General features: G+C 58.5%; 21 protein-coding genes. 17 read left to right on the forward strand and 4 right to left on the reverse strand.

The window, feature by feature from the left end; genetic code table 11:
* Nucleotides 1–41: 41 nt before the first annotated feature.
* A complete protein-coding gene (locus VG146_23250; protein HEV2395276.1) occupies nt 42–872 on the forward strand; it encodes a hypothetical protein in 831 nt (276 codons plus the stop codon).
* Between the two features lie 11 nt (nt 873–883).
* Nucleotides 884–1,933 (forward strand): L-histidine N(alpha)-methyltransferase, encoded by a 1,050-nt coding sequence (locus VG146_23255; protein ID HEV2395277.1) that lies wholly within the window; start codon nt 884–886, stop codon nt 1,931–1,933.
* A gap of 110 nt (nt 1,934–2,043) precedes the next feature.
* On the opposite strand, the gene VG146_23260 is transcribed toward VG146_23255, so the two are convergent.
* Nucleotides 2,044–2,985 carry a dihydropteroate synthase gene (locus VG146_23260; protein HEV2395278.1) on the reverse strand — a complete coding sequence of 314 codons (942 nt, stop codon included), beginning with the start codon at nt 2,983–2,985 and terminating at the stop codon, nt 2,044–2,046.
* A gap of 260 nt (nt 2,986–3,245) precedes the next feature.
* Nucleotides 3,246–3,452 carry a DUF3185 family protein gene (locus tag VG146_23265; protein HEV2395279.1) on the reverse strand — a complete coding sequence of 69 codons (207 nt, stop codon included), beginning with the start codon at nt 3,450–3,452 and terminating at the stop codon, nt 3,246–3,248.
* A 178-nt stretch (nt 3,453–3,630) separates the two neighbouring features.
* Here VG146_23265 and VG146_23270 point away from each other — a divergent pair, with 178 nt between their 5' ends.
* The 5 genes from VG146_23270 to VG146_23290 all read left to right on the forward strand — a co-directional run bounded on the left by VG146_23270 (nt 3,631) and on the right by VG146_23290 (nt 9,152).
* Complete coding sequence (locus VG146_23270; protein ID HEV2395280.1) at nt 3,631–5,553, forward strand: ABC-F family ATP-binding cassette domain-containing protein; 1,923 nt, start codon at nt 3,631–3,633, stop codon at nt 5,551–5,553.
* Between the two features lie 138 nt (nt 5,554–5,691).
* On the forward strand, nt 5,692–7,761 hold the full coding sequence (locus VG146_23275) for a UvrD-helicase domain-containing protein (GenBank protein HEV2395281.1): 2,070 nt from the start codon (nt 5,692–5,694) through the stop codon (nt 7,759–7,761).
* Nucleotides 7,762–7,815: 54 nt separating this feature from the next.
* Nucleotides 7,816–8,031 (forward strand): hypothetical protein, encoded by a 216-nt coding sequence (locus VG146_23280; GenBank protein HEV2395282.1) that lies wholly within the window; start codon nt 7,816–7,818, stop codon nt 8,029–8,031.
* A 224-nt stretch (nt 8,032–8,255) separates the two neighbouring features.
* A complete protein-coding gene (locus tag VG146_23285; protein ID HEV2395283.1) occupies nt 8,256–8,726 on the forward strand; it encodes an Hsp20/alpha crystallin family protein in 471 nt (156 codons plus the stop codon).
* Between the two features lie 48 nt (nt 8,727–8,774).
* Nucleotides 8,775–9,152 carry an Hsp20/alpha crystallin family protein gene (locus tag VG146_23290; GenBank protein HEV2395284.1) on the forward strand — a complete coding sequence of 126 codons (378 nt, stop codon included), beginning with the start codon at nt 8,775–8,777 and terminating at the stop codon, nt 9,150–9,152.
* A gap of 115 nt (nt 9,153–9,267) precedes the next feature.
* Here the strand turns inward: VG146_23290 and tgt are convergent, their stop codons facing one another.
* A complete protein-coding gene (gene tgt, locus VG146_23295; protein HEV2395285.1) occupies nt 9,268–10,419 on the reverse strand; it encodes a tRNA guanosine(34) transglycosylase Tgt in 1,152 nt (383 codons plus the stop codon).
* Nucleotides 10,416–11,825 (reverse strand): response regulator, encoded by a 1,410-nt coding sequence (locus tag VG146_23300; GenBank protein HEV2395286.1) that lies wholly within the window; start codon nt 11,823–11,825, stop codon nt 10,416–10,418. Before VG146_23300 ends, tgt begins: the two co-directional genes overlap by 4 nt.
* A 174-nt stretch (nt 11,826–11,999) precedes the next feature.
* Between VG146_23300 and VG146_23305 the strand changes: the two genes are divergently transcribed.
* The 10 genes from VG146_23305 (at nt 12,000) to VG146_23350 (ending at nt 23,179) form a co-directional block, all read left to right on the forward strand.
* Nucleotides 12,000–12,629, forward strand: a complete 630-nt coding sequence (locus VG146_23305) for a hypothetical protein (protein HEV2395287.1) — start codon at nt 12,000–12,002, stop codon at nt 12,627–12,629.
* Nucleotides 12,630–12,718: 89 nt separating this feature from the next.
* Entirely contained in the window at nt 12,719–13,393 is a 675-nt protein-coding gene (locus VG146_23310; GenBank protein HEV2395288.1) for a type II secretion system protein, read from the forward strand.
* Nucleotides 13,390–14,319, forward strand: coding sequence for an ABC transporter ATP-binding protein (locus tag VG146_23315; GenBank protein ID HEV2395289.1), 930 nt, complete (start codon nt 13,390–13,392; stop codon nt 14,317–14,319). The genes VG146_23310 and VG146_23315 overlap by 4 nt, the downstream gene beginning before the upstream one ends.
* 77 nt (nt 14,320–14,396) lie before the next feature.
* A complete protein-coding gene (locus VG146_23320; GenBank protein ID HEV2395290.1) occupies nt 14,397–14,885 on the forward strand; it encodes a VOC family protein in 489 nt (162 codons plus the stop codon).
* 169 nt (nt 14,886–15,054) lie between these two features.
* Nucleotides 15,055–16,467, forward strand: coding sequence for a class II fumarate hydratase (gene fumC, locus VG146_23325; protein ID HEV2395291.1), 1,413 nt, complete (start codon nt 15,055–15,057; stop codon nt 16,465–16,467).
* 251 nt (nt 16,468–16,718) lie between these two features.
* Complete coding sequence (locus VG146_23330) at nt 16,719–17,636, forward strand: TraB/GumN family protein (protein HEV2395292.1); 918 nt, start codon at nt 16,719–16,721, stop codon at nt 17,634–17,636.
* 122 nt (nt 17,637–17,758) lie between these two features.
* Nucleotides 17,759–19,060, forward strand: coding sequence for a response regulator (locus VG146_23335; GenBank protein ID HEV2395293.1), 1,302 nt, complete (start codon nt 17,759–17,761; stop codon nt 19,058–19,060).
* A 104-nt stretch (nt 19,061–19,164) separates the two neighbouring features.
* The gene (locus tag VG146_23340; protein HEV2395294.1) at nt 19,165–20,439 is read left to right on the forward strand and encodes an MFS transporter; all 1,275 of its coding nucleotides are present in this window, start codon (nt 19,165–19,167) and stop codon (nt 20,437–20,439) included.
* Nucleotides 20,426–21,103: a zeta toxin family protein gene (locus tag VG146_23345; protein HEV2395295.1), complete on the forward strand. Its 678-nt coding sequence runs from the start codon at nt 20,426–20,428 to the stop codon at nt 21,101–21,103. The genes VG146_23340 and VG146_23345 overlap by 14 nt, the downstream gene beginning before the upstream one ends.
* 111 nt (nt 21,104–21,214) lie before the next feature.
* The gene (locus VG146_23350) at nt 21,215–23,179 is read left to right on the forward strand and encodes a hypothetical protein (protein HEV2395296.1); all 1,965 of its coding nucleotides are present in this window, start codon (nt 21,215–21,217) and stop codon (nt 23,177–23,179) included.
* Nucleotides 23,180–23,195 lie beyond the last annotated feature (16 nt).

Consider the following 23,195-nt stretch of genomic DNA (forward strand, 5'->3'; position numbering starts at 1 on the left):
CCGCAAAGCGGCGTTAGGCCGTGGGTTTAATTGATTTCATCTTGAACCTGGCAGCGCTCTCGCTATGGCTGAGCTGGCGCTCGCACCATTTGGACCCACTGGCCCGCCCTTTGCCCGTTACCCTGGTGGGCACCCTCAGACGGGCCGAGCGCCGCAGGCTGGAGGGGTGGTTGTTTTTGCCGGGATTACTTTTGCTCCTGGCCTTGCGCGCCTTGCTTTATCGGGAAATCGGCGCGCCGGCGGGGTGGAATCCAAAGTTGGATTTGGGTCCGGTCGTTCTGGCTTTTCGCAGCGACCTGTTGCTGCCAAGCCTGGCGTATTCTGCCCTGAGCTTTCTTCGGGTGGCGACGGTTTTTTATTTTTGGCTCTTGGTTTTGGTCAACCGCGGCGCTCTGCAGCCCGACCCCATCCAGAAACTGGTTCGTTTGCAACTAGGCCGCTTGGGGCGTTGGCCATGGCCAATCCAACTTGCTCTTTCGATAGGCTGGGTTCTTTTTTTATGGGTTTCCTTCCAGCCTGTGCTGGTCCGTTTGGGTGTTATCACTCCCGTCCATACCTGGGCCCATTTACTCGAACAAGGATTGTTGATATGGGCCGCGTTGCTTTTATCCCTGAAGTATCTCCTGCCGATCTTTCTGCTCCTTCACCTGGTCGCCAGTTATGTCTATTTGGGCAGCAATCCCCTGTGGGAGTTCATCTCCGCAACCGCAACTCGCCTGCTCGCCCCTCTGCGGCCACTGCCCTTGCGCTTTGCCCGGTTGGACCTTGCCCCTGTGCTGGGCGTTATTTTGATCTTCCTGCTCCTGGATTGGATGCCGGGATTTATCATCCTTAAACTCGCCCAGCAAAACCTTTCGCTCTGGCCGCAGTAGCGCCATGCCTGATGCCGTCCCTTGCGCGACTGGTCTTTGACCGCAGCCAATTTCCCGAGAATGTCCGGCGAGACTTGATCGAGTCGCTGGGGCGCCGGGAAATAAACCACAAATTCCATTACGACAGCGTGAAGCAGGGGCAGAAATGGCTGGCCCTGTACCAGGCCTGCTCTCCCGCGCGAAACGACCCGGATTGCGCGGCCATTTATGACCGGAGCTTCATCGCCACCGCGAATCGGGTTGAAGCAAAACCCCTGCATGTGATTGGCCTGGGCTGCGGTGGCGGCCAAAAGGACTCGCGCCTTCTTCAGCTTGTCTCAGAGTCCATGAAGGAGCTCTTTTACACACCCTGCGATGTGAGCAGCGCCTTGGTTTTGACTGCATACCAAAGCGCCATCCAAATCATCCCTGAGAACAACTGTTTGCCCTTGGTTTGCGACCTCGCAACGGCTGAAGAATTGCCCGCAACGCTTCAGCAAGCGTTTGGCCTGCGCTTTTCGACCGCTGCCCAACGCACCGAACCGGCTCGCCTGTTCACGTTTTTCGGCATGCTCCCGAATTTTGAGCCGGGCGTTATCCTGCCGCGGCTCTCGGGCCTGTTGCGAGCGGGAGACGGCCTGCTGCTCAGCGCCAACCTGGCGCCGGGCGCTGATTACTTGGCCGGTGTTCAACGCGTCCTGCCGCAGTACGATAACGCGCTGACCCGCGATTGGCTCATGACGTTCCTGCTCGATCTCGGTGTGGAACGGAACGACGGCCAGTTACGGTTCGCAATTGAGGACAGCACCGAGAGCGGGGGCGCAAAACGCATTACGGTCTTCTTTGATTTTCACCGGCAGCGGCGCATCGTGGTGGACGCCCACGCTTTCGAATTCAAGCCGGGCGAATCGATTCGGCTATTTTTCTCCTGGCGCCACACCCCCGAGCTGGTGCGCTCATGGCTTGCGCGACACGGGCTGAAGGTGCTCGAGCACTGGACCACCCAGTCACAGGAGGAGGGGGTTTTCCTTGCGACAAGGCCGAAGCCGCACGAAGGGCCTTGGATTGCGGCAGTCCTCTAAGAACGTGTTTTGAAAATGGCCGGCTCCCTCTCCTCCTCGTCCTCGATTTTTCAGGTCTTTCGAGAACGAGGACGACCAGGAGGACAAGGACTAATGGCGGCAATTCGCCCCTACTGCCCTCGGAAGGCGCTTAGCGTTTCCAGCACGGCGCGTGTCCGGGACACTTCGTGAGTGCGGAACATATCGGTTTTGCCCAGCGCGGCGAGCGCAGCAAAGAACGGTTCGGCGCAACGGACTTCCTCGGCGAAATACTCGAAGGCATGGGGCAGTGCGTGACAGATTGGATAGCCCAGCGCGCGCAGGCGGAAGGTGTTTAAAAAGACGGACATTTGGTGGCGAATTCGCACCGCGCTATCCTGCAAATTGCGGTAATAAAACCCAAGACCCGGGTCCAGAATGATTTTTCCCACATCGCACCGGATGGCGCGCTCGATTTGACGCGCAAAATAATCCCGCATCAGGCCGATGGGATCGCCGCTGAAATCGAAATCGCCGACCTCACGCGCATTTCTTCCCTGCACATAACAAAGAATGATTGCCGCATCATGGGCCGCTGCCGCGCGCAGGAGTTCCTCATCGGGGTCGGTGCCCGTCAGATTTAAGACCTGAGCCCCAGCTTCAAGGCAAGCTTGGCCGACGTTCGAGTGATAGGTCTCGGCCGAGACGGTGATCCCGGCCTGACGTATAGACCTAATCACTGGAATGAGCATCGCCGACTGGGCGGCATCTCCGGTCCGCGCCGCGTGGTCCAGGGTAGATTCAGCCCCTACATCCATAATGTCTGCCCCTTGGGCCTTCAGCACCATGGCTCGCCGAAGCGCGCTCTGGGTCGTCAGGCACACGCTCTCTCGGTACCACGAGTCAGCCGACAGATTAATGACCCCCATGATCGCCGGGCCTGAGTTAAAGGCGAACATCTGGCCGCCTATCGAGAACTCTTTTACCCGGGCCCCCGCGGCGTCGCGGTTTTTGTCCAGCAACTCAGCAAGATATTCCAATGTGAGCAATCCACCGGCGGAATAGAGGGTTTCCAAAGAAAAGTCAATCGCCACTGGATTATTACGGGTAGAGCACGGCGCTAATTCCTGAGTGTAGGAGACGACGTAAGGAATCTCTGATCAGCAACTTCCGGATGAACCCAAGGCGGCCACGCTGGCAATCTTGATCAGAACTCCTTACGTCGTCTCCTACAAAGGTTTGGAACTGACCTTGTCATTGGTCCTGGCAGAGCACCCGCTTTTGCGAGCGGCAAGGTCCAGCCGAACCCGGCGGATTTGTTCTATTCTTCCTCCAGGCAAGCGACTGTTAGGCCTTATCCCTTGCGGGTGCCGCGAATGCTGAGAATCAGGCCCGCACACACCGCCACGGCCCCTCCGATCAAGAACCACATCGAGCGATCGGTAGGATTGCCGGTAAAGAAGCGCGAGACCTCCGAACCGAACGATTGGGACTCGTTGAAGCCGAAGATGAGCAATACAACTCCGCCCCCCAGCAATGCCAAACCGACAATGTTATTCATGGGACACAATCAAGCGGGCGGACCGCATTGGCACTGGGGAGTTTCCCCTCTCGCGGCAAGTTTCACACCTTCTGTGTCTCTATAGGCGCGGGATGGATTGGAACCGCTCGCCTGGGTGCAGCGGCTATGGCACAACTTGTCTCGTCGCCGACTCGAAACCGGCAATTGTTTAGCGCGCATGAATGTTACCCGACCGGCTTTATTGACGGCCAACGACCTGGCCCTGGCTTATGGCCATCAATGTCTGCTTCAGGGGGCCACCCTCTCGGTCGCCCCGGGCGAGAAGGTGGGGCTCTTGGGCCGGAACGGTTGCGGCAAAACCACTTTGTTGCGCATCCTGGCCGGCCAGCAACATGCCGATTCAGGGGAAGTGTCGCGGCGGCGTGGCTTGCGCATCGGGTATCTGCCGCAGGAGTTCGAGTTGAATGACAACCTCACAGTGCGACAAAATATCGAAGCGGGCGCAGCCGATTTGATGGAGTGGTTGCGGCGCTATGAATCGGGAGAAGGAACCGACGCCGAACTGGCGCTCTTGCTCAACCAAATCGACAGCGCAGAGGGGTGGAAGCTGCACGCCCGCATCCGGACAACCGCCTCGGCCCTGGCCGCTCCCCCGCTGGATGGCTTGGTGGGACCGCTCTCGGGCGGCGAAAAACGGCGCGTGGCCCTTTGCCGCGCCCTGGCGCCCCAACCGGATTTGCTGCTGCTTGACGAGCCTACCAACCACCTGGACGCCGAATCCATTCTGTGGCTGGAGGATTTCCTGCGCGAGTTCCCCGGGGCGGCTATTTTCGTGACGCACGACCGCTATTTCCTGGATGGGATAGCCACGCGGGTCATCGAGTTGGCCGAGGGCCGCTGCTTTTGGCATCGGGGCAATTACACGGCCTACCTGGAATCGAAGGCCATTCGTGAGCAGATTGCCGAACAATCGGAGCGGCGCCGGCAGCGATTCTTGCGCGAAGAACTGGATTGGGTGCGCGCAGGCGTCCGGGCGCAACGTTCCAAACCGCGCCATCGCCTCGAATCCTATTACCAAGTCCAAGGTCTCGAAGCGCCCCCGGACGAGCGCGAGATGGACTTGCTCATTCCTCCGCCGCCCGCGTTGGGGAATCACGCCATTCATTTGGGCCATGCGGGCGCCAAGGTTGGCCAAGGCGAGCGGGAACGATGGCTTTTTCGCGGTTTGACGCTCTCGCTCGATCCGGCGCAATGCACGGGCATCGTCGGGCACAACGGCGCAGGCAAGACCACCTTGCTGCGCATCTGCCTGGGCGAACGTTCCCCTGACCAGGGCACCGTCGAGATCGGCAAACGGGTAGTCTTCAATTATATCGATCAGGCGCGCATGCAACTCAACGCCACAGGAACAGTGCTCGAGGAGATTTCCGAGGGGAGCGAAACGGTGCTGTTTGGCGAGCAACATTTAAGCGCGCGCTCTTATCTGCGGAGATTTTTGTTCGCGGATGAACGCGCGAACGAGCCGGTGTCCCGGCTTTCCGGCGGGGAACGGGCCCGGCTGATGCTGGCTAAAGTCTTGCGGCGCGGCGGCAACGTGCTGGTCCTGGACGAACCGACCAATGATTTGGATTTGCCCAGCCTGCGGATGTTGGAGGAGGCCCTCGCTGATTTCGACGGCACCGTGCTGGTGGTCAGTCACGATCGCTATTTCCTGGATCGCATCTGTGACCAAATTGTCGCCTTCGAGGAGGGCGGTTTGTTCGTCCAACGAGGCAATTACTCCTATTATCTCGAGAAAAAGAAGGAGCGCGATGTCCTGCGGGAAGCCGTCCACGCGAGCTTCGCCAAAACCCAAACCCGAAAGGCCGAAACGGCCAACCCGCCCAAACCGGTTCGCCCACGGAAACTCTCCTTCAAGGAAAAGCGTGAGCTCGAAACGATGGAGGCATCGATCCTCTCGGCTGAAAGCCGCGTCGAGGAAATAGAAACCACCTTGAATGATCCTGAATTCCACGCCAAGCGGTCGCGCGAGGCCCACGGGCTGATTGGGGATTTGGAAGCCGCCCGGGCTGAGGTGACCCGCTTATACGAGCGCTGGCATGAATTGGCCGAGAAAACCAATGATGGCAACGGGAGCTAGGCTTTGCCTGAATGGCGAGGCAAGGCACAAAAGGTCATCCTGGCATCGAGTAGGGCAGAGGCGCGAACAGGATTAGCCCAATGACTTCCTTCCAATGTGCGCTTGGCCTCTTATCCACCGGCCTCTAAACTGGGCGCTGTGTTGCATTTGAGTTCATTGAACCCGCAGCAGCGCCAGGCTGTCGAGGCCATCGGCGGCCCGGTGCTGATCCTGGCGGGGGCCGGCACGGGCAAAACCCGGGTCATTACTTACCGCGTTGCGCACTTGATTGAGAGCGGCATTGAGCCGGGGCACATCCTGGGGGTTACCTTTACAAACAAAGCCGCGCGCGAAATGCAGGAGCGGGTCCGCAAACTGACGCCGCAAGCGAAGCGCGCTGCCGCGCCTGAAGGCCAAGGGGCTGGCCGGCCCACCATCTGCACCTTTCATTCACTCTGCGTTCGCATCCTGCGCCAGCATATCGAAAAGCTTGGCTATAAACACAATTTCGTCATTTACGACGAATCCGAACAACTGGGGGCTATCAAGAAAATCCTGGCCCGCATCTCCACACAAGGGCCAAAGACCGACCCGGCCGCGATTCTGTCGATGCTGAGCCGCTTTCGAAACGGCGGAGAGCGCGCAGCGGTTTTTTCGGACCCGAACGCGCATGCGATGGCGGAGCATATCCGCGCCCGGTACGAATCCGCGTTGCGAGCGTGTAACGCGGTTGATTTTGACGATTTGATTCTGCTCACCCTGCGGCTGTTTACCGAGCATCTGGATGCCCTCGAGGCCTGCCGTGCCAAGTACCGTTTTGTGATGGTCGATGAGTACCAGGATACCAATGCCGCGCAGTTTCAATTGGTCCAGGCCCTGACTCAAGTTCATCGCAACCTCTGTGTAGTGGGAGATGACGACCAGAGCATCTATGGGTGGCGTGGGGCCGAAATTGCCAACCTGCTGGAGATGGAAAAGCATTTTCCCGAGGTCAAAGTGATCAAGCTCGAGCAAAATTATCGCTCCACCAATACCATCCTCAACGCGGCCAACGCCCTTATCCGGCACAATGTGCGCCGCCGCGGCAAGCAATTATGGTCTCAAAAAGGCGAGGGCCCCAAAATCCTTCTGCACACGTTCCAGCATGAGGAAGAAGAGGCGCGCAGCATTGTCGAGCAGATCGAATACGCCCGCCTGACGCAACGGGCGCCGTGGCCCCACCAAGCCATCCTTTTTCGCACCAACGCCCAGGCGCGACCGCTGGAGACTGCCCTGCGCCTGGCCTCGGTTCGTTATCATTTGATCGGCGGACAAAGCTTTTTCGACCGGCGCGAGGTGCGCGATTTTCTGGCCTACCTCAAGACCTTGCTCAACCCGCACGACGATATCAGCCTGCTGCGCATCGCCAACGTGCCTGCCCGAGGTCTGAGCGATGACACCATGGAACGGCTCCTGGGGGCGAGCCACGAGCGCAAATGCTCCGTTTTTACCGCGATGAAAAACCCGGCTGTAACGGCCACGTTCCAGGCCAGAAGCCGTGAGGCCATCGAAGCATTTGGGGCCTGGATCGAGCAAACACGAACTGTGCTGGCGGATACCCAATCCTCCGCTGCCCAATTGCCGGCCTGGGCTGAACGGTTCCTGACGGACATTGGCTACTTGAATGAATTGCGCCGCAGCGAGAAGAACCCTGAGTCCGCGGAAGGCCGCATTCGAAATGTGAAAGAGCTTATAAGCATGTTGGACGGCAGCAACACCACGCCATCAGGCTGGGAGGCCAGCCTGGTGCCGCCCAATGCGGCTGCGCGGCTGGAAACTTTCCTGGAGGAGATTACCCTGGACAACGAGCGCGAGGATGAGGACTCCGGCGGCGAAAATGCTGTCACTCTCATCACCATGCATAGCTGCAAGGGCCTCGAATTCCCGCACGTTTATATTGTTGGCCTGGAAGACGGACTTCTGCCCCACTCCCGCTCCAAAGTAGAAGGAACCCTGGATGAAGAACGCCGCTTGTTTTACGTGGCCGTCACCCGCGCAATGCAAACGCTCACCATCAGTCATTGTTCGAGCCGTAAGAAATTTGGCCAGTTTACGCCATGCCACCCTTCCCCATTCCTTAAGGAGCTGCCCCCCGAGTTGCTCGAGCATGCCGATCAAAAGGCAAAACAACCTGTAACGCCAGACTCAGGCAAACAGAAATTTGACCTCCTCCGCGCAGCGCTCGGATAGCCTTTCCTTAACGTTATTTTGAATAAACCACCCTCCTGGACAGTCTGATTAAAAATGAAACCAGCCCGGAACGCCCCTTCCCGTGCCTTGGCCAAAGGCCAACTCTGGCAGGTCAATAACGCCTATATCCTCATCGTGCAACTTGGTAAAACGCTCATCCAATACAAAATGCTCAAGCAACAAGGGCAAAGGGCCGTTCGAACGCACATGACCGGTATTGCTACACTCCAGAGCTATCTCAAGACCAACGCAGCCCGTTTGGTGAAATAGTTTAGCTGCTCTTCAGTTCCATTCTTGGGACTAAATGTCTCAAATACTCCGCCGGGATTTGTGGGGTTTGTGCCATTATGTCCCAAAAACAACATTTATCCGACCGTCTTTTTTATGAGTAATACATTAATTATAAGCATCTTGTGGCTTTAATCGTTCCGTTGGCATCTCCAAAGCTAAATATCTCTTGTTGATTCAACCTGATTAGAAAGGAATACAACAATATGAATAATCTTGTAAGATGGCAGAGACCTGATTTGGCAACCTGGCATGGGTTTGGACGGCTGACGGATTTGCGCGATGAAATCGACCGCTTATTCGAGGCCCCCCTTACCGAGTTGGCCCGCACCTCGCAACTCTTGAGCGGCTGGACACCCGCTTTGGATATGTATGAGGATAACGACAACCTCTACGTCCGGCTCGAGCTGCCCGGGATGAGGAAGGAAGACATCGATCTATCCCTCCACGACGGCAGCCTGAGTATCTCGGGCGAACGTAAGAGCGAGGACGAACACAAAGACGCCGAAGTCTATCGCGCGGAACGGTTCTTTGGCCGGTTCCAGCGGACGGTTACTTTGCCTTCGCCTGTCGCGGTGGATAAAGTCAAAGCACAGTACAAGGACGGCATCCTGAGCATCACCTTGCCCAAGGCGGAGGAAGCCAAGCCCAAACATATTGATGTGAACGTGAGCTGATGCCTTCCTTTAGAGAACATTGTTAAAGCATCGAGAAAGGAAGATGAGATGAAAACGACGACTGTCCAAAAGGAACAACGCCCCGTCAATGCGGAGCGGTCCACCGAATACGTTTCGCCGGAGGTAAACATCTTCGAGAACAAAGATGGGTATGTGCTCGAAGCGGAGATGCCCGGCGTCAACAAGGGTGGCCTTGAGATCACGTTGGAAGGCAATGAAATCACAATCACCGGCCATCGCACCGAAGAAGCGTTGCCGGGCAACCCGCTCTTCCGAGAATCGCAAAACGGCGGTTTCCGGCGCGTGTTTGAGCTCGACCCGGCTATTGATACCGCGAGGATTTCGGCGCGAATGGACCAGGGGGTTCTGACCCTGACCCTGCCCAAATCCGAGCGCGTGAAGCCGAGGAAGATAGCGGTGGATTAATTAAGAAACCTGTTCCCGCACCAAAGGCCCGCCGAGCGCACCGGCTCGCGGGCCTTTCTTCCACGCCCAAAAGAGCTCTTTGCTTCGAGGGGCGTGTCGCCGCTGCAGGGCAAGCTCAGCGCTCTGCTTCGGCGGCGCGGGCGAGCAGGACGCGCTGTGTTGGGACGTACGTGGCGGCGAAGTCGCGCCGGAATTGGGCGAACGTTCCTGCAGCAATGGCCGTGCGCACATCCTCCATTACCTTCAAGTACATGCGCGTATTGTGAACGCTGAGCATCCGAAGCCCCAGGATTTCTCCCACATTCAGCAGATGCCGCAAATAGGCGCGGGTGAAATGGCGGCAGGCAAAGCAGTCGCAACCCTCTTCAATGGGCCTGAAATCGGCCTTACAAGCGCCCGCCTTGATGCTGATGCTGCCCTTGCACGTGAAGGCGGTGCCGTTGCGCGCCACGCGCGTCGGAAGGACGCAATCAAACATATCGACACCACGGGCCACTAATTCGACCAACTGCGCCGGGGTGCCCAGGCCCATGGCATATCGGGCTTTGTTGGCAGGCAGCAGCTTTTCGGTCATTTCAATTGCCCGCATCATCTCCGGCTCAGGCTCGCCGACACTCACCCCACCGATAGCGTAGCCGTCAAAATCAAGGGCAACCAACTCGCGGCTGCACTCCTCGCGCAGCGAGGAGTCGATGCCACCCTGAACGATTGCAAAAACGAGTTGCCCGGTGGCGCGCGGCTGTTCCCGGCATTCTTTGGCCCAGCGGATGGTGCGCTCGACGGCAGCCCGCAATTCACGCGGGGTGCTGGTGTGAGGAGGACAATCATCAAAGGCCATTGCAATGTCCGAACCGAGCTGGCTCTGGATGGCCATGGCTTCTTTGGGGCCGAGGAACAGAAGTGAGCCGTCCAGATGAGAGCGAAACTCGACGCCATGCGCCTGAATTTTGCGAATGGTTGCGAGGCTGAAAACCTGGAACCCACCGCTATCGGTCAGAATGGGACCGGGCCAATTGATGAATCGATGCAGGCCGCCCGCGCTGCGGAGGATGTCGAGCCCGGGGCGGATAGAGAGGTGATAGGTGTTGCCCAGGATGATTTGAGCGCCCATCTCGCGCAATTCGCGAGGGTCAATGGCTTTGACGCTGCCTTGAGTGCCCACCGACATGAAGACTGGGGTATCAACGGTTCCATGCGCCGTCTTTAACCGGCCCCACCGCGCCTTGGAAGACGAATCGGTTGTTAACAGCTCAAAGGGAGCATTCAAGCGCCTTGAACTTGCAGGACCGGCAATTCCAGGACCAAACCCTCGCGGGCGGCCTCGACTTGAAGTGGGCCGTGGCGTTGGCCGACCAATTGGCGGGCGTGGCTGACCATTTGCGAGATTTTAGCGTCGTCGTGGTCAGGGTCATGATGGAACAAGAACAGGTGTTTGATTTGGGAATCGAGCGCCAGTTCGATGACCTCGTCCAGGCAACCATGTCCCCAGCCGATATGGGCTTGGTATTCCTCTCGATCATACTGAGTATCCATAATGAGCACATCCGTGCCGCGTAGGAATTCTATGAGCTTGCGGTGTTCGTTTCGGGCAAACTCAGCGGCTCCGGCCTGGGGCGTGACATGCCCGGCGGGGCGATTCTCAGAATAGCGCAATTCGTTATCCGGAAAGAAGGCCAGCGAGCGGCCGCCGTAAGATAGCCGGTAACCGACGCAAATCCCGGGGTGATACGCAAAGAAGGCCTGCACGCGGACCTGGCCTAAATGGAATTCAAGGTTCTTGAGTTCTTCGATTTTGATATTGGCCGGCACTTCGCTCAAACCAATGGGAAAAAACGGGCTCTCCATCTGGCTGGTCAGGACCGCGTCCAGGCCGGGGCGGGCGCCTTCATAGCCGAGAATGCGCAGTTGATTCTGCGGCCTGTAAACCAGGGGGAAAAACGGCAGGCCCTGGATATGATCCCAGTGCGTGTGGGTGAGCAATAGAGTCAGTTCAAGAGGCTGATCGCCGAATTCGGCAAGCAACTGGCCCCCGAGCGGGCGCAGGCCCGTGCCCGCATCCAAAATAATGATTTGCGCGGCCGCCCGTACCTCGACACAGGAGGTATTGCCGCCGTACTCGACTGTCGCCGGACCCGGCGTTGGGATCGAACCGCGCACCCCCCAGAATTTGAGGCGCAACCCCTCCGTCCAGGACGCGGCGCGCGGTGCGGCGTTGGGAGCATGGGAAACCGGAGGGGGTTCAAGGCGATTGGACTGTGGTGTGACTCGAGAGAGTACGGATAACAGGTCTGCGCTTCGGATGGGTTTTATGAGGTAATCATCCGCGCCGGCTTCGAAGGCGGCCTGCCGATCGGCGGGAAAATCACTTCCCGAGGCAACAATGATTTTGGGCCGATGGATGGGTTCAAGCGCGCGCAAAGCCCGGCAGACCTGGAATCCATTGCCATGAGCCATCAGAAGGTCGCACAGGACCACATCAGGGAGATGCTCTTTGGCCGATTGAATGCCTTGCTCACCATCCTCGGCCAGCAGGACGCGCCACTGATTTTGGCGCAGAATTTCAGCCAGGAGATTGCGAAACTCCGGGTCATCATCGATCACCAGCGCGGTTTTTGCGGGACCCATCGTGAATGCCTGGCGCCAAGCATAGTTCGAGCCCCGCCAAACCGCCATCAAATTTGTTGGTTGAAACCCGCGAGGTCCGCGAGGTCTCGCTTTCCAGCAATTCGCATTTTGAGGTTTTGAAGCGCCGCTGCCACATCAATGCGGCAGCGGCGCCAAAATGAGAATTGCTGCCCGCTTTCCACGCCGCCTTGTAACTTTTCATCCCTGTTATACAATCGACCCATGCAGACTCAACGGTGGCGTCCTGTCTTCCTCTCGGCACTCGTCGTCGTCGTAATTTGGGTCCTCGCTATCGTCGGTTATTCCGTTGCCAAGAACTCCCGCGTCACCGCTGATAAAGTGAAGGCATACGCCGAGTCCATTGATTTAAGCAAGCTCTCAGCCAACGCCCGTGCCAGGGCCATTGACAAGCTGGCCCGGATGTTGAACTCCCTGTCGGTCGAGGAGCGGCGCAAAGCGCGCCTGGAACGCGTCACCTGGAGTTGGCTCAAGCAAATGACTGACGAGGAAAAGGGCCGCTTCATTGATGCCACTATGCCGACTGGCTTCAAGCAAATGCTCTCCTCCTTCGAGCAGTTGCCTGAAGAGAAACGGCGCAAAGCGGTCGATGACGCCCTGCGCCGGCTTCGAGAGGCCGAGGCCAGACTCCAAGCCGGCGGCGCTGAGGGCATTGCTCCGGGCACCAACGGCCCCCCCATTCTCAGTGAGGAACTCCAGGGTAAAATACGCACCATTGGCCTGAAAACCTTTTATAGCCAGAGCTCACCGCAGACCAAAGCCGAACTAGCCCCGGTCCTGGAGGAACTTCAGCGCGTGATGGAAAGTGGCCGCCCCTTCCGCGGAGGTCCATGACAAAAGATTTTGAACAGAAGCAAACGAAGAGAACGAAGGGAATGAGCGGCAATGCAGTTCTCCACCGTGCTGAGGCAAACCCAGGTCGCATGAATAGACCGCCTGCACAGTGTATTTGGCGCAGTGGCCTGCATCGAAACCCCTATGCAACTTTCAATGACCCCCTCGAAGGGACCCTGCTGCAAACCATATCCCAATCCTCTTCGTTTGCTTCTGTTAAAACTCTTCTGTGTAGTTCCTTCACCCTCATCGAATTGCTGGTCGTCATTGCCATTATAGCCATTTTAAGCGGCCTGCTACTTACGACTGTGAGCCGGGCCAAGGAGTCTGGCCGCGCCACCGCCTGCCTGAGCAACCTGCACCAGATCGGCATCGCCCTTCAGCTTTACGTCCAGGACAACAATAATCGTCTCCCCATCATGCGCGATTACTCGCTGACCACTTCCAACGATCTCCCAAGCCCGGACCGTGTGCTGAGCAATAACTTGGGCAATCTCAAGGTGCTGGATTGCCCTTCCGACCGGCAACGAGTTTTTGAAACAACCGGCAGCAGCTATTCCTGGAACAGCCTTCTCAATGGCGAAGACGCCGATCACCTCTCCGCCCTGGGCATCAGCTTTAATCCGCACCAAATCCCGCTCATGTTCGATAAAGACCGGTTCCATGCCGCGCGCGGCCCGAAAAAGGAGGTCAATTTCCTCTATGCGGATGGCCATATCAAAAACCTGCTCGAACTCTCCGGCACGATTCAACAAAGCCCATGATCCATCTCGAGAATGTCACCAAAAGGTTTGGGAACCGCTTTGCCGTCCAGGACCTCACCCTAAGGGTGCCGGCGGGTGAGATTTACGGTCTGCTCGGCCATAATGGGGCCGGCAAAAGCACCGCCATCGGGATGATGCTCGGCCAGGTCTGGCCTACCAAGGGGCAGATTACCATTTGCGGCTTCGACGTGACCGCCCACCGTCGCCAGGCATTGCTCAAGGTAGGCGCCATTTTCGAGACGCCGGCCTTTTACGATTACTTGAGCGGTTGGCGCAACCTCGAGATTTTCAGCTCCTACACCGCGCCGACCTCCAGGACGCGCATCCGTGAAGTCATCGACTGGGTCGGCCTCACCGGGCGCGAGCGTGGCAAAGTGCGGACCTACTCCCATGGCATGCGCACACGGCTGGCCCTCGCCCAAGCCCTATTGCCCCGGCCCGAACTCCTTATCCTGGACGAGCCCAGCGACGGCCTCGACCCGGAAGGCATCCATGAAATGCGCCAGACCATCCTCCGGCTGCATCGCGAACTCAATCTGACCATCCTGCTCTCGTCGCATTTCCTCAATGAGGTCGAGCACCTCTGCTCGCGTATCGCCGTCCTGAACCAGGGCCGGATGGTTTTCGAGGGCACACTCTCGGCCACGCGCGAGGCCACCCGGTGGGTCCGGCTCAACGTCGGCGATTTCCCGCTGGCTGTGAAGGAACTCCGCGATTGCCGGCTCATCACCGATGTGCGCGATGGCAGGCTGGTCGCGCTGGGACACGACATCGGGGCCGACCGCGTGGTTCGCCTCCTGGTCGAGCGCGGCATCCCCGTTTATGAAATCGCCCGCGAAGAAGAGACGCTCGAGAACTTTTATCTCAGCCTCATGAATAATCAAAGAGCCCGCGACGCCACGTTGCCTGCGGGATATAAGCCGTAAGCAGCGGACTCCCTTTTCAAGTGGGGTGCACACCCCAATAGAATGAACAGGCCACCCTACGCCATGCTGCTGGTGTTATGAAAACAAACGTAAAATACATTCCTGATGGCTTTCATGCCGTGACACCGTACCTGACGGTAAAGAACGCGGCGCAAGCCATTGAGTTCTACAAACGCGGCTTCGACGCGCGTGAGCGCGTGCGCATGCCGGGGCCCGACGGCAAAGTTGCCCACGCAGAATTGCAGATCGCAGATTCCATTATCATGCTGGGTGAAGAATGCCCGGAGCATGGGAACGTGTCGCCTGAGAGCCTCGAAGGATCGCCGGTGGGACTTGCGTTGTACGTGCAGAACGTGGACGCGGCGTTCGAGCGCGCCGTAGGCGCGGGAGCTTCTGTCACAGAACCTGTTGCCGACAAGTTCTGGGGTGACCGCAGCGGATCACTCACCGATCCGTTCGGGCACAAATGGATGCTCCTGACGCACATTGAGGACGTCTCGCCCCAAGAGATGAAGAAACGGATGGCCGAGATGTTTTCCACGGCATCGGCCGGAAACAAAAAGTGAGAAGACACGAGCATCCCGCGGGCGGCTTGGCGAGCGTAATTCCGCGCAAATAGGCTGGCAAAACGGCTGTCGCCGAGCGACACTCGCTTGTAGCCGTGGGTTTCATTCAGGTCGAAGCCCGCGGCTATCCGCACCGCCGCTCCGCGGTGCGCGCCTAATACAGGCCACCATGACAATTGCCAGCGCAGCCGGTTTCCGTATCGAAGAGGATTCCTTGGGCGAAGTCAAAGTTCCCGCAAAGCATCTGTGGGGCGCCCAGACGGAACGCTCACGCCACAACTTCCAGATTGGTGTCGAGCGTTACCGCTGGGGCCGGCCTGTCATCCGTGCCTTGGGCATTCTCAAAAAATGCGCCGCCCTGGCCAATGCTGACCTGGGCCAATTGACGCGGGAGAAGGCCGATTTGATTGTGACTGCGGCCCAGGAGGTAATCGAAGGGAAGCTGGATGCGGAGTTTCCGCTCGTTGTGTTCCAAACGGGGTCGGGCACTCAAACCAACATGAACGCCAATGAGGTCATCGCCAACCGCGCCATTCAGCTTGCCGGTGGTATTTTGGGTTCAAAGAAGCCGATCCATCCAAACGAAGATGTGAACCGAAGCCAATCTTCCAATGACACCTTCCCGACCGTCATGCACATCGCCACAGTCGAGCAGACGGAGAACGTCCTGGCGCCTGCTATTCGATTGCTACGGGACACGCTCGATGCGAAAGCCAAAGCCTTCGCGCAGATAACGATGATAGGCCGGACACACCTCCAGGACGCCACGCCTCTAACGCTTGGACAGGTGATTTCCGGCTGGGTAGCGCAACTCGACGAGGCGCTCGGCGCTCTCCACAGCGTTTTGCCGGGAGTGTGCGCCCTCGCCATCGGTGGAACGGCGGTCGGCACGGGCCTGAATGCCGATCCTCGCTTCGGGGAAGCAGCGGCGCGCAAAATCGCCGTGGAAACGGGCAAACCCTTCGTCTCGGCACCCAACAAGTTTGCCGCCCTCTCGGCCCACGACGCGATGATGACCCTCAGTGGGGCATTGCGAACGCTAGCCGGCGCTCTGCTGAAAATAGCCAACGACGTGCGCTGGTATGCCTCGGGACCACGGGCCGGTCTTGGCGAGCTGAAATTGCCGGAAAACGAGCCGGGCTCGTCCATCATGCCCGGCAAGATTAACCCGACACAGTGTGAGGCCCTGACGATGGTGTCGGTTCAGGTGTTTGGCAATGATCACGCGGTGGCTTTCGCCGGTTCACAAGGCAACTTCCAGCTCAATGTCTATAAGCCGGTCATCCTGCAGAACGTGCTGGATTCAATTGAACTCCTCGCCCAGGCGGCACGCTCGTTCAACGACCATTGCGCCCAAGGGATCGAGCCCAACGAAAAGCGCATCCACGAGCACCTCGAAAACTCGCTGATGCTGGTGACGGCCCTCAACCCGCACATTGGCTACGAAAAGGCCGCCCAAATCTCCCTCAAGGCTTACCGGGAGAATATTTCACTGCGTCAGGCTGCCCTGGAACTGGGCTTTGTGACGGCCGAGCAATTCGACCAATGGGTGCGGCCAGAAGACATGACGCACTCCGGATGAAGCGGCTAACCAATTGTTTTTTTCTTAGTGCCTGTTTTGAAGTTGGCCGGCTCCATCCTCCTCGTTCTCATTCTTCCTGCTCGAATTCTCAGGGCTTTCAAGGACGCGGACGACCAAGAGGTCGAGGACGAATAGCGGCAATTCTACTTTTAAGACAGGCTCTTTGTGCGGGGTTGGCGGGAGTGTGGCTCTCCATTTCGGCCACTGCCGCTCCTTTGAAAGGGGCGCCCTTCTCCTCCTCTGCCCAATCCATGCCCGCGCGCGAGCCGATTTCAGGCTTTTCCAGCCCTCAACAATTATCCAATCCTGCGCCTCCTCCAGCATCCCCTGCGCCGCCGGCCCAGCGTTCCAGCACCAGAAGCCCCTGCCGGCATTTGCTTTGGAAACTTGATAGCGCCAATGCGACCGTTTTTCTGCTAGGGGCCATTCATGTGATGAAACCAGAGGATTATCCCATGCCTGCTGCGATTGAAACAGCGTTCAGCAATGCGGCCATTGTGGTGTTCGAGACCGACATGGCTCGATTGGAAGACCCGGCGTCGCAGAAGGAACTCCTCAAGCGCGGCGCTTTGCCGCAGGACCAAATCCTAAGCGAGGAGCTTCCTCCCAGCCTCTATTCGCGCTTTCGTCAGCAAGTGCGGCAACTCGGTTTGCCTCCTGATATCTTCGATTTCGTAAAACCATCGGTCGCCGCTATCTCCTTGGAGGCCCTGGAAATGCAGAGGCTTGGGTTCAGTTCGGAAAACGGCGTGGACCATTATCTTTTTAAAAAGGCGCAGCAGCAGCATAAAAAAATTGAAACACTCGAATCCGTCGATTTCCAAATCCGGCTAGTGACCCGGTTTTCGAACCGTGAAGGCGAACAATTGCTCGATGAAACCCTTGAGGACTTGGCAGAAACAGGGGCTTTCCTGAAAGCGATGCGGCGCGCCTGGAACTGCGGCGATACCACGCAATTGGATACCCTGCTTAATCGTTCCCGCATCGAAGCCCCTTCCCTCTTCAGACGCTCCGTCAGGAACCGAAATAAACGCTGGGCGCCACGGATCGAGCAGTTGCTGCGAAGTCGGCAGCAGGCCATGGTGGTGGTGGGCGCCGGACATCTTCTCGGCAAAGGTGGGTTGTTGGACTTGTTGCGCCACAAAGGCTGGCAGCCAACTCAGTTATAGGCCGCGTGCCTGGCAACCTAGGGTTTTAACCCCATTCCCTTTTGGCAAACATAGCCCATATTCAACGCTTAAGGACCAATTTAATAAACTGAAAACGAATTCTGGCCCTGGCAGCAAATCACGTGGCAAGACCAAACCCAATCGGCCCTTTCATTAGCGCATCGAGAACCCCCGGCGGCGCGCGCCGCGCGTTGCGCGTGTTACTGGTGGAAGATTCCCAATCCGATGCCTTGCTGCTGATTCGGGCTCTGGACCGGGGCGGCTTCGATGTCATTAGCCAGCGGGTCGATACCGCGGAGTCCATGGAGCTTGCCCTCCAAAATCAATTGTGGGACGCCATTCTTTGTGACCATGCGATGCCCAGCTTCAGCGCTCCGGAGGCGCTCGAATTGATTAAAAAACACCAGTTCGACGTTCCATTCATTATCGTTTCGGGCTATATCGAAGAAGAAACGGCTGTGGCCGCAATGAAGGCCGGCGCGCATGATTACATCATGAAAGACCACTTGGCGCGCCTGGTGCCGGCCGTTGAGCGGGAGTTGCGCGACGCCGAAGTGCGGCGTGCCCGGCGCAAATCCGAGGAGGAGTTGCTGCGCGCCCAGGAAGAGCTCGAACTGCGGGTCGAGCAGCGCACCGCGGACTTGCGCGCCGCCAATCTCAAACTGGAGAACGTCATTGACGAACGCAAACGGCTCGAAAATGAACTGCTCGAAATCGCCGAAAACGAGCGGCGTCGCATCGGATTTGACCTGCATGATGACCTTGGCCAAAAACTGACAGGGGTGTCCATGATGCTGAAGGGCTTGGAGCGCCGGCTGGCGACCGAGAATCATGCGTGCGTCGGCGAAGCGCGTAAAATCCAAGCCCTGATCGACGAAACCATTCAGCATACCCATAACCTGGCCCATCAGTTCAGTTCATTAGACGCCAGCGGTGATGATTTGTGCGGGGTTCTCAAAGGGCTGGCGGAAAACGTCCAAAAGATGTTTGGCATCCAGTGCGGGTTTCATCCGAAAGGAGCCCCCCCCGCGTTGCCTCGCCACAGCACTGTTCAGCTTTACAAAATCGCCCAGGAAGCCGTCAGCAATGCGATCAAACACGGAAAAGCGCGGCAGGTTTCGATTGGCCTGACTCATCAGCATGAGCACTTAGTCCTGACCATCAAAAATGACGGCCTCCCCTTTTCTCAGCCTGCTGGCTCCAAGAACCGCATGGGATTGCGCATCATGAATTATCGCGCCAATACCATCGGCGCAACCCTGGACATCAAGCCGACGAATAAATCCGGCACACTGGTCACTTGCTCCCTCTCGGTCAGACCGGCCCCGAAACAATTGGCAGGGCCACTGGCTCGTCCTGCAAATGGCCGTCAGGATCGGCCCCTTGAAGCCGAGGCCGCCGTTTCCCACGCCGTATCGACGTAGCCGGGACCGCTTTACCCCGCCTCGCATTGGCGTGAGATCCTGTCATCGAAAGGACTTTAGGCTGGTTTCCCAATAGCTGGTTCCTGCACCATCATCGGTCTGGCATGCAATCCACCGATCTGAGGGCGCCCACTGCTGCAACTGAGCGAGGAGAACTGCGCCGGCTCTCCCGCCACCAGTGGCGCTCCGGCATCGCAGCGTGGCTGGGTTGGACCTTCGATGGGCTGGACATGCATCTCTATACGCTGGTGGCGGCGCCCTTTGTGGCGCAGTTGCTGGGCGCCACTACCACAACTGACCCCCGGGTCGGACGCTATGGCTCAATTATCCAGGCCGCGTTTCTGCTGGGCTGGGCTTTTGGCGGCGCTTTTTTTGGCCGGATTGGCGATCGGCTGGGCCGCGCCCGCGCCTTGAGCTTCACAATCCTCACCTACGCCTTGTTCACCGGCCTCTCCTTTTTCGCAACCAGTTGGTGGCACTTGCTCTTTTGCCGCTTTCTTTCGGCGCTGGGCATCGGCGGCGAATGGGCTGTAGGCGCGTCGCTGTTGACTGAGACCTGGCCGCATCGTTGGCGGCCATGGATTGCTGCCGTGCTCCAGACCGGCGTCAACATCGGTATCCTCTTTGCTGTCCTGGCCAACCAAATTCTTGCCAAGGCCCCTCCGCGTTATTTATTCCTGGTCGGCATTCTCCCGGCCCTGCTGGTCTTGTGGATACGGCGGGCTGTGCCCGAAACCGAGGAATGGCGCGGCGCCAGGCAGAGCGTCGAGCAAATGCCCGGTCTCAAGGATTTATTTCGCGGCGAGGTGCGCCGGGTTACCATTTGCGTCGCGGTCGTCTGCGGCATTTCCCTCACCGCCCACTGGGCCTTTATGTTTTGGCATCAGCAGCAATTGCGCAATCTCCCTGAGGTGCTTTCCTGGACCCCGGCCCAAAAAAATCGCCTGGCTGATGCCGCCATGTTCCTGGTGATCGGGTCCTCGATTTTGGGAAACTTCTTTGCCGGCTGGCTGGCGCGATTCCTCGGATACCGTTTGACCATCGCCCTGATGTTCCTGGCCTACTTCGCGGCGATGCTCGGCGCCTATAGCGTTGCGCGCAACCACCTGGCTCTGCTCTGCTGGCTGCCTGTAATCGGCTTTTGCCAGGGGGCCTTCGCCCTCTTTACCATGTATTTGCCCCCACTTTTCCCCACCCTGCTCCGAACCACCGGCGCGGGGTTCTGTTACAACATTGGCCGGGTCACAGCGGCAGCCGGAACCGTCTTTTTCGGCCTGTTTTCCAGAGTCGGCGATCACCGCATCGCTTTGCTCTACGCTGGTCTGCTATTCCTGCCGGCTGCTCTCACCGCCTTATTCTTGCCGCGTGCGCGCGATTGACCAGACCCAACCCCGGCCCGCTGCTCTCCAATCGCGAAAGGCGCGGCGGCCCCTGCTCCTCGCCATTGCCGGCGGCAGCGGTTCGGGCAAATCCTGGCTGGCCACGAAGCTCGAAACCGCCCTGGCGCCCAACGTCCTGCGCATTTGCCTCGACGACTTTTACCGCGACCGCTCCCACCTGACTCCGGCCCGGCGCGCCCGGCTCAATTTCGATCACCCGCGCGCCATTGACTGGAACGCCCTCGAGAACGCATTGAAAAGGCTTCATGCCGGCCACCCTGCGCGCGTGCCCTCCTATGATTTCAAAACGCACACCCGCTTGGCGGCCTCGCAAGTTCTCAGGCCAAAACCCCTCATCGTCGTCGAGGGTCTTTGGCTGCTGCGCCGGCCAGCCCTTCGCCGGCTCTTCGCACTGCGGATTTTTCTCGAATGCCCCGCCCGGACTCGCCTGAAACGGCGATTGGCGCGAGATGGCCAATCGCGGGGCCGCACCCGAGAATCGGTCCAGGCGCAATTCCACGCCACGGTCCAGCCCATGCACCGGCTCTTTGTGGCCCCGCAGGTCCGCTGGGCCCATGTGCGGTTGCGTGGGACGCCGGGAAATAAGGAAATTAAGAGGATCACGCAATGGTTGCGAACACAGAACCCGTTTGACATTTCCTAAAGGTTCCGTTCATCGAGAGCCTGGGGAATGACGAGGAATTCCCTTGCGCGATGGCCGCTCTCTTTGTCCTAATCTCACCAACGCACCAATTGCAGAGCCGCTTCCCTGTTTATGCCCGCGACTGCGCTCGAACCTGTTAAAACGCGCTCACTTTGGACCCGGCCCGGAGTTGTCCAATTCCTTGTCGCGTTTGCTGTGATGCTCAGTGTGCTGACTCTGCCGCGTGTGCCGATCAGCACCTTGGGCGAATCGGGCTGGAGCGCTGTGCTGAACTACGCGCATCAGAAAGGCTGGCAGTACGGCACCGACCTGGTTTACACCTACGGCCCCGCTGGCTTTCTGACCATCTCCTTTTTTGCACCGCACTGGGCCTGGGTGCGCCTGTCCGTGGATGTTTTGGTGTGTTTTGCTGTCGCTGCGGGGGCCGTAAGGGCTGCCTGGCGCCTGACGATCGTGAAGCGAATTCTGCTTCTGATTATTTTTGTATTCTTCGCCGCCAACATCGATCCTCGAATCGACCTCCTCCTCGATGCGGGCCTGCTTTTCTGGGGGTTGCTTTGCCGGCTCGAATCAGGGGGGCGCCTGGTGGTTTCCCTTGCGGTGCTTGTCATTCTGGCGAGCTTTGCGGGGCTGACCAAACTAACCTTCCTCGTCCTAACGGGTTTGACTGTCACTATGATTGCGCTGGACTTGGCGCTGCGCAGGAAACCCCAACTGGCTCTTGGGTTGATGGCCTGTTTCGCAGGAGGAACGCTCAGCTTGTGGCTCCTGCTAGGTCAAGACTTGCGGCATATGGGACCCTTTGTTATCAACGCGCTGGCCGTTGCCCGAGGATACAACACCATGGGCCTTGAAGGCTCGGAACAGCTTCGATTGCGCAGTGGGTTGGTCATCGTTCTCGCGATCGGCATGGTCCTCTCCAGATGCCTGGCAGCCGGCACTCTCACCAGTCGCCATTCCAGAGGGCGCGCCGGCCTGCTGCTGGCCTGGCTCCTGTTGCTGATGTTTCTGGTTTGGAAGCACGGGTTTTTGCGCGCAGACGAATATCATACCTGCTTTTTTCTTGGCTTCGTTCCAATCCTGGCGGTCGCGTTCGAATTACTGCCCTGCGAAGACCGGACCATCGGGATTTTATCGCGGGGGATAGCGGGGCTTTGCGCTCTCCTGGCAGGCTTTACGCTCGAATCGACCTTTATCGCAGGCACCTTCACTGACGCTCTAGTTCGCCCTTCCCAGGCCGCTGCCGCGAACCTGCGGTCGCTCTGTGGTCCAGGGGCCTATCACAGGCAGATGATGCAAGCGCTGGCAAAGGAGCGCCTCGCAGCCCGGTTGCCCAAGGTGCGCAACCTGGTTGGCCAAGCCCCCATCGATGTATTCGGGTACGATGAGGCCTACGCATGGCTCAATGATTTGAACTACTCTCCTCGGCCTGTATTCCAAAGTTACGCCGCCTACAGCGCGCCATTGATGCGCCTGAATGAGCAGTTTTATCTCTCAGCCCGCGCGCCCGAGTATGTCTTATTTGGGTTGAGGTCGCTCGACCGGCGATTTCCGCCATTGGAAGACGCGCGGGTGCTCCGCGCGCTGCTGATCAATTATCAGCCCGTGACCGAGGAGGGGCCCTTTCTGCTGCTCAAATCCAGGTCAAGCTCTCGTCCCAGCATGACCCTGCTCCGCGAAGGAACCGTGGGGCCCGGGGAACCGATTGGCCTCGAAGATTTCCCCGCTACGGACCTTTGGATCGAGATACACCCTGCGCCCACCTGGAGGGGACGGCTTAGAGAACTTTTTTATCGCGAACCCAAGGTCCGACTTGCTGTCTGGGGCGACCTGCCTGGCCGGCTCCATAAGTTCCGGGCGCCCGTGGCCATGCTCGAAGCCGGTTTCCTGGCGAGCCCGCTCCTGCTGGATAACCAGCAGGTACTGGCCCTCTTTAAAGGGCAACCGGCGCATCGTCCGACGGCCTATTCGATTGAACTCAGTGGAGGCAGCAGGGGTTTATGGCAAGGCGTCATCCGCTACCGAGTTTTCAAAATCAACAGCCCCTTGGGGCAATGCGCGGCCAAGCCCCAATGATGAGTTGAAGCCTGGT

The sequence above is a fragment of the Verrucomicrobiia bacterium genome (genome assembly GCA_035946615.1).
Classification (GTDB): domain Bacteria; phylum Verrucomicrobiota; class Verrucomicrobiia; order Limisphaerales; family UBA8199; genus DASYZB01.

Coding starts and splice junctions, on each gene's coding strand:
- fumC (HEV2395291.1), top strand. CDS start 15,055: ATGACAATTGCCAGCGCAGCCGGTTTCCGTATCGAAGAGGATTCCTTG.
- VG146_23270 (HEV2395280.1), top strand. CDS start 3,631: ATGAATGTTACCCGACCGGCTTTATTGACGGCCAACGACCTGGCCCTG.
- VG146_23305 (HEV2395287.1), top strand. CDS start 12,000: ATGCAGACTCAACGGTGGCGTCCTGTCTTCCTCTCGGCACTCGTCGTC.
- VG146_23315 (HEV2395289.1), top strand. CDS start 13,390: ATGATCCATCTCGAGAATGTCACCAAAAGGTTTGGGAACCGCTTTGCC.
- VG146_23300 (HEV2395286.1), bottom strand. CDS start 11,825: ATGGCGGTTTGGCGGGGCTCGAACTATGCTTGGCGCCAGGCATTCACG.
- VG146_23340 (HEV2395294.1), top strand. CDS start 19,165: ATGCAATCCACCGATCTGAGGGCGCCCACTGCTGCAACTGAGCGAGGA.
- VG146_23350 (HEV2395296.1), top strand. CDS start 21,215: ATGCCCGCGACTGCGCTCGAACCTGTTAAAACGCGCTCACTTTGGACC.
- VG146_23255 (HEV2395277.1), top strand. CDS start 884: ATGCCGTCCCTTGCGCGACTGGTCTTTGACCGCAGCCAATTTCCCGAG.
- VG146_23290 (HEV2395284.1), top strand. CDS start 8,775: ATGAAAACGACGACTGTCCAAAAGGAACAACGCCCCGTCAATGCGGAG.
- VG146_23330 (HEV2395292.1), top strand. CDS start 16,719: ATGCCCGCGCGCGAGCCGATTTCAGGCTTTTCCAGCCCTCAACAATTA.
- VG146_23285 (HEV2395283.1), top strand. CDS start 8,256: ATGAATAATCTTGTAAGATGGCAGAGACCTGATTTGGCAACCTGGCAT.
- VG146_23320 (HEV2395290.1), top strand. CDS start 14,397: ATGAAAACAAACGTAAAATACATTCCTGATGGCTTTCATGCCGTGACA.
- VG146_23280 (HEV2395282.1), top strand. CDS start 7,816: ATGAAACCAGCCCGGAACGCCCCTTCCCGTGCCTTGGCCAAAGGCCAA.
- VG146_23265 (HEV2395279.1), bottom strand. CDS start 3,452: ATGAATAACATTGTCGGTTTGGCATTGCTGGGGGGCGGAGTTGTATTG.
- VG146_23310 (HEV2395288.1), top strand. CDS start 12,719: ATGAATAGACCGCCTGCACAGTGTATTTGGCGCAGTGGCCTGCATCGA.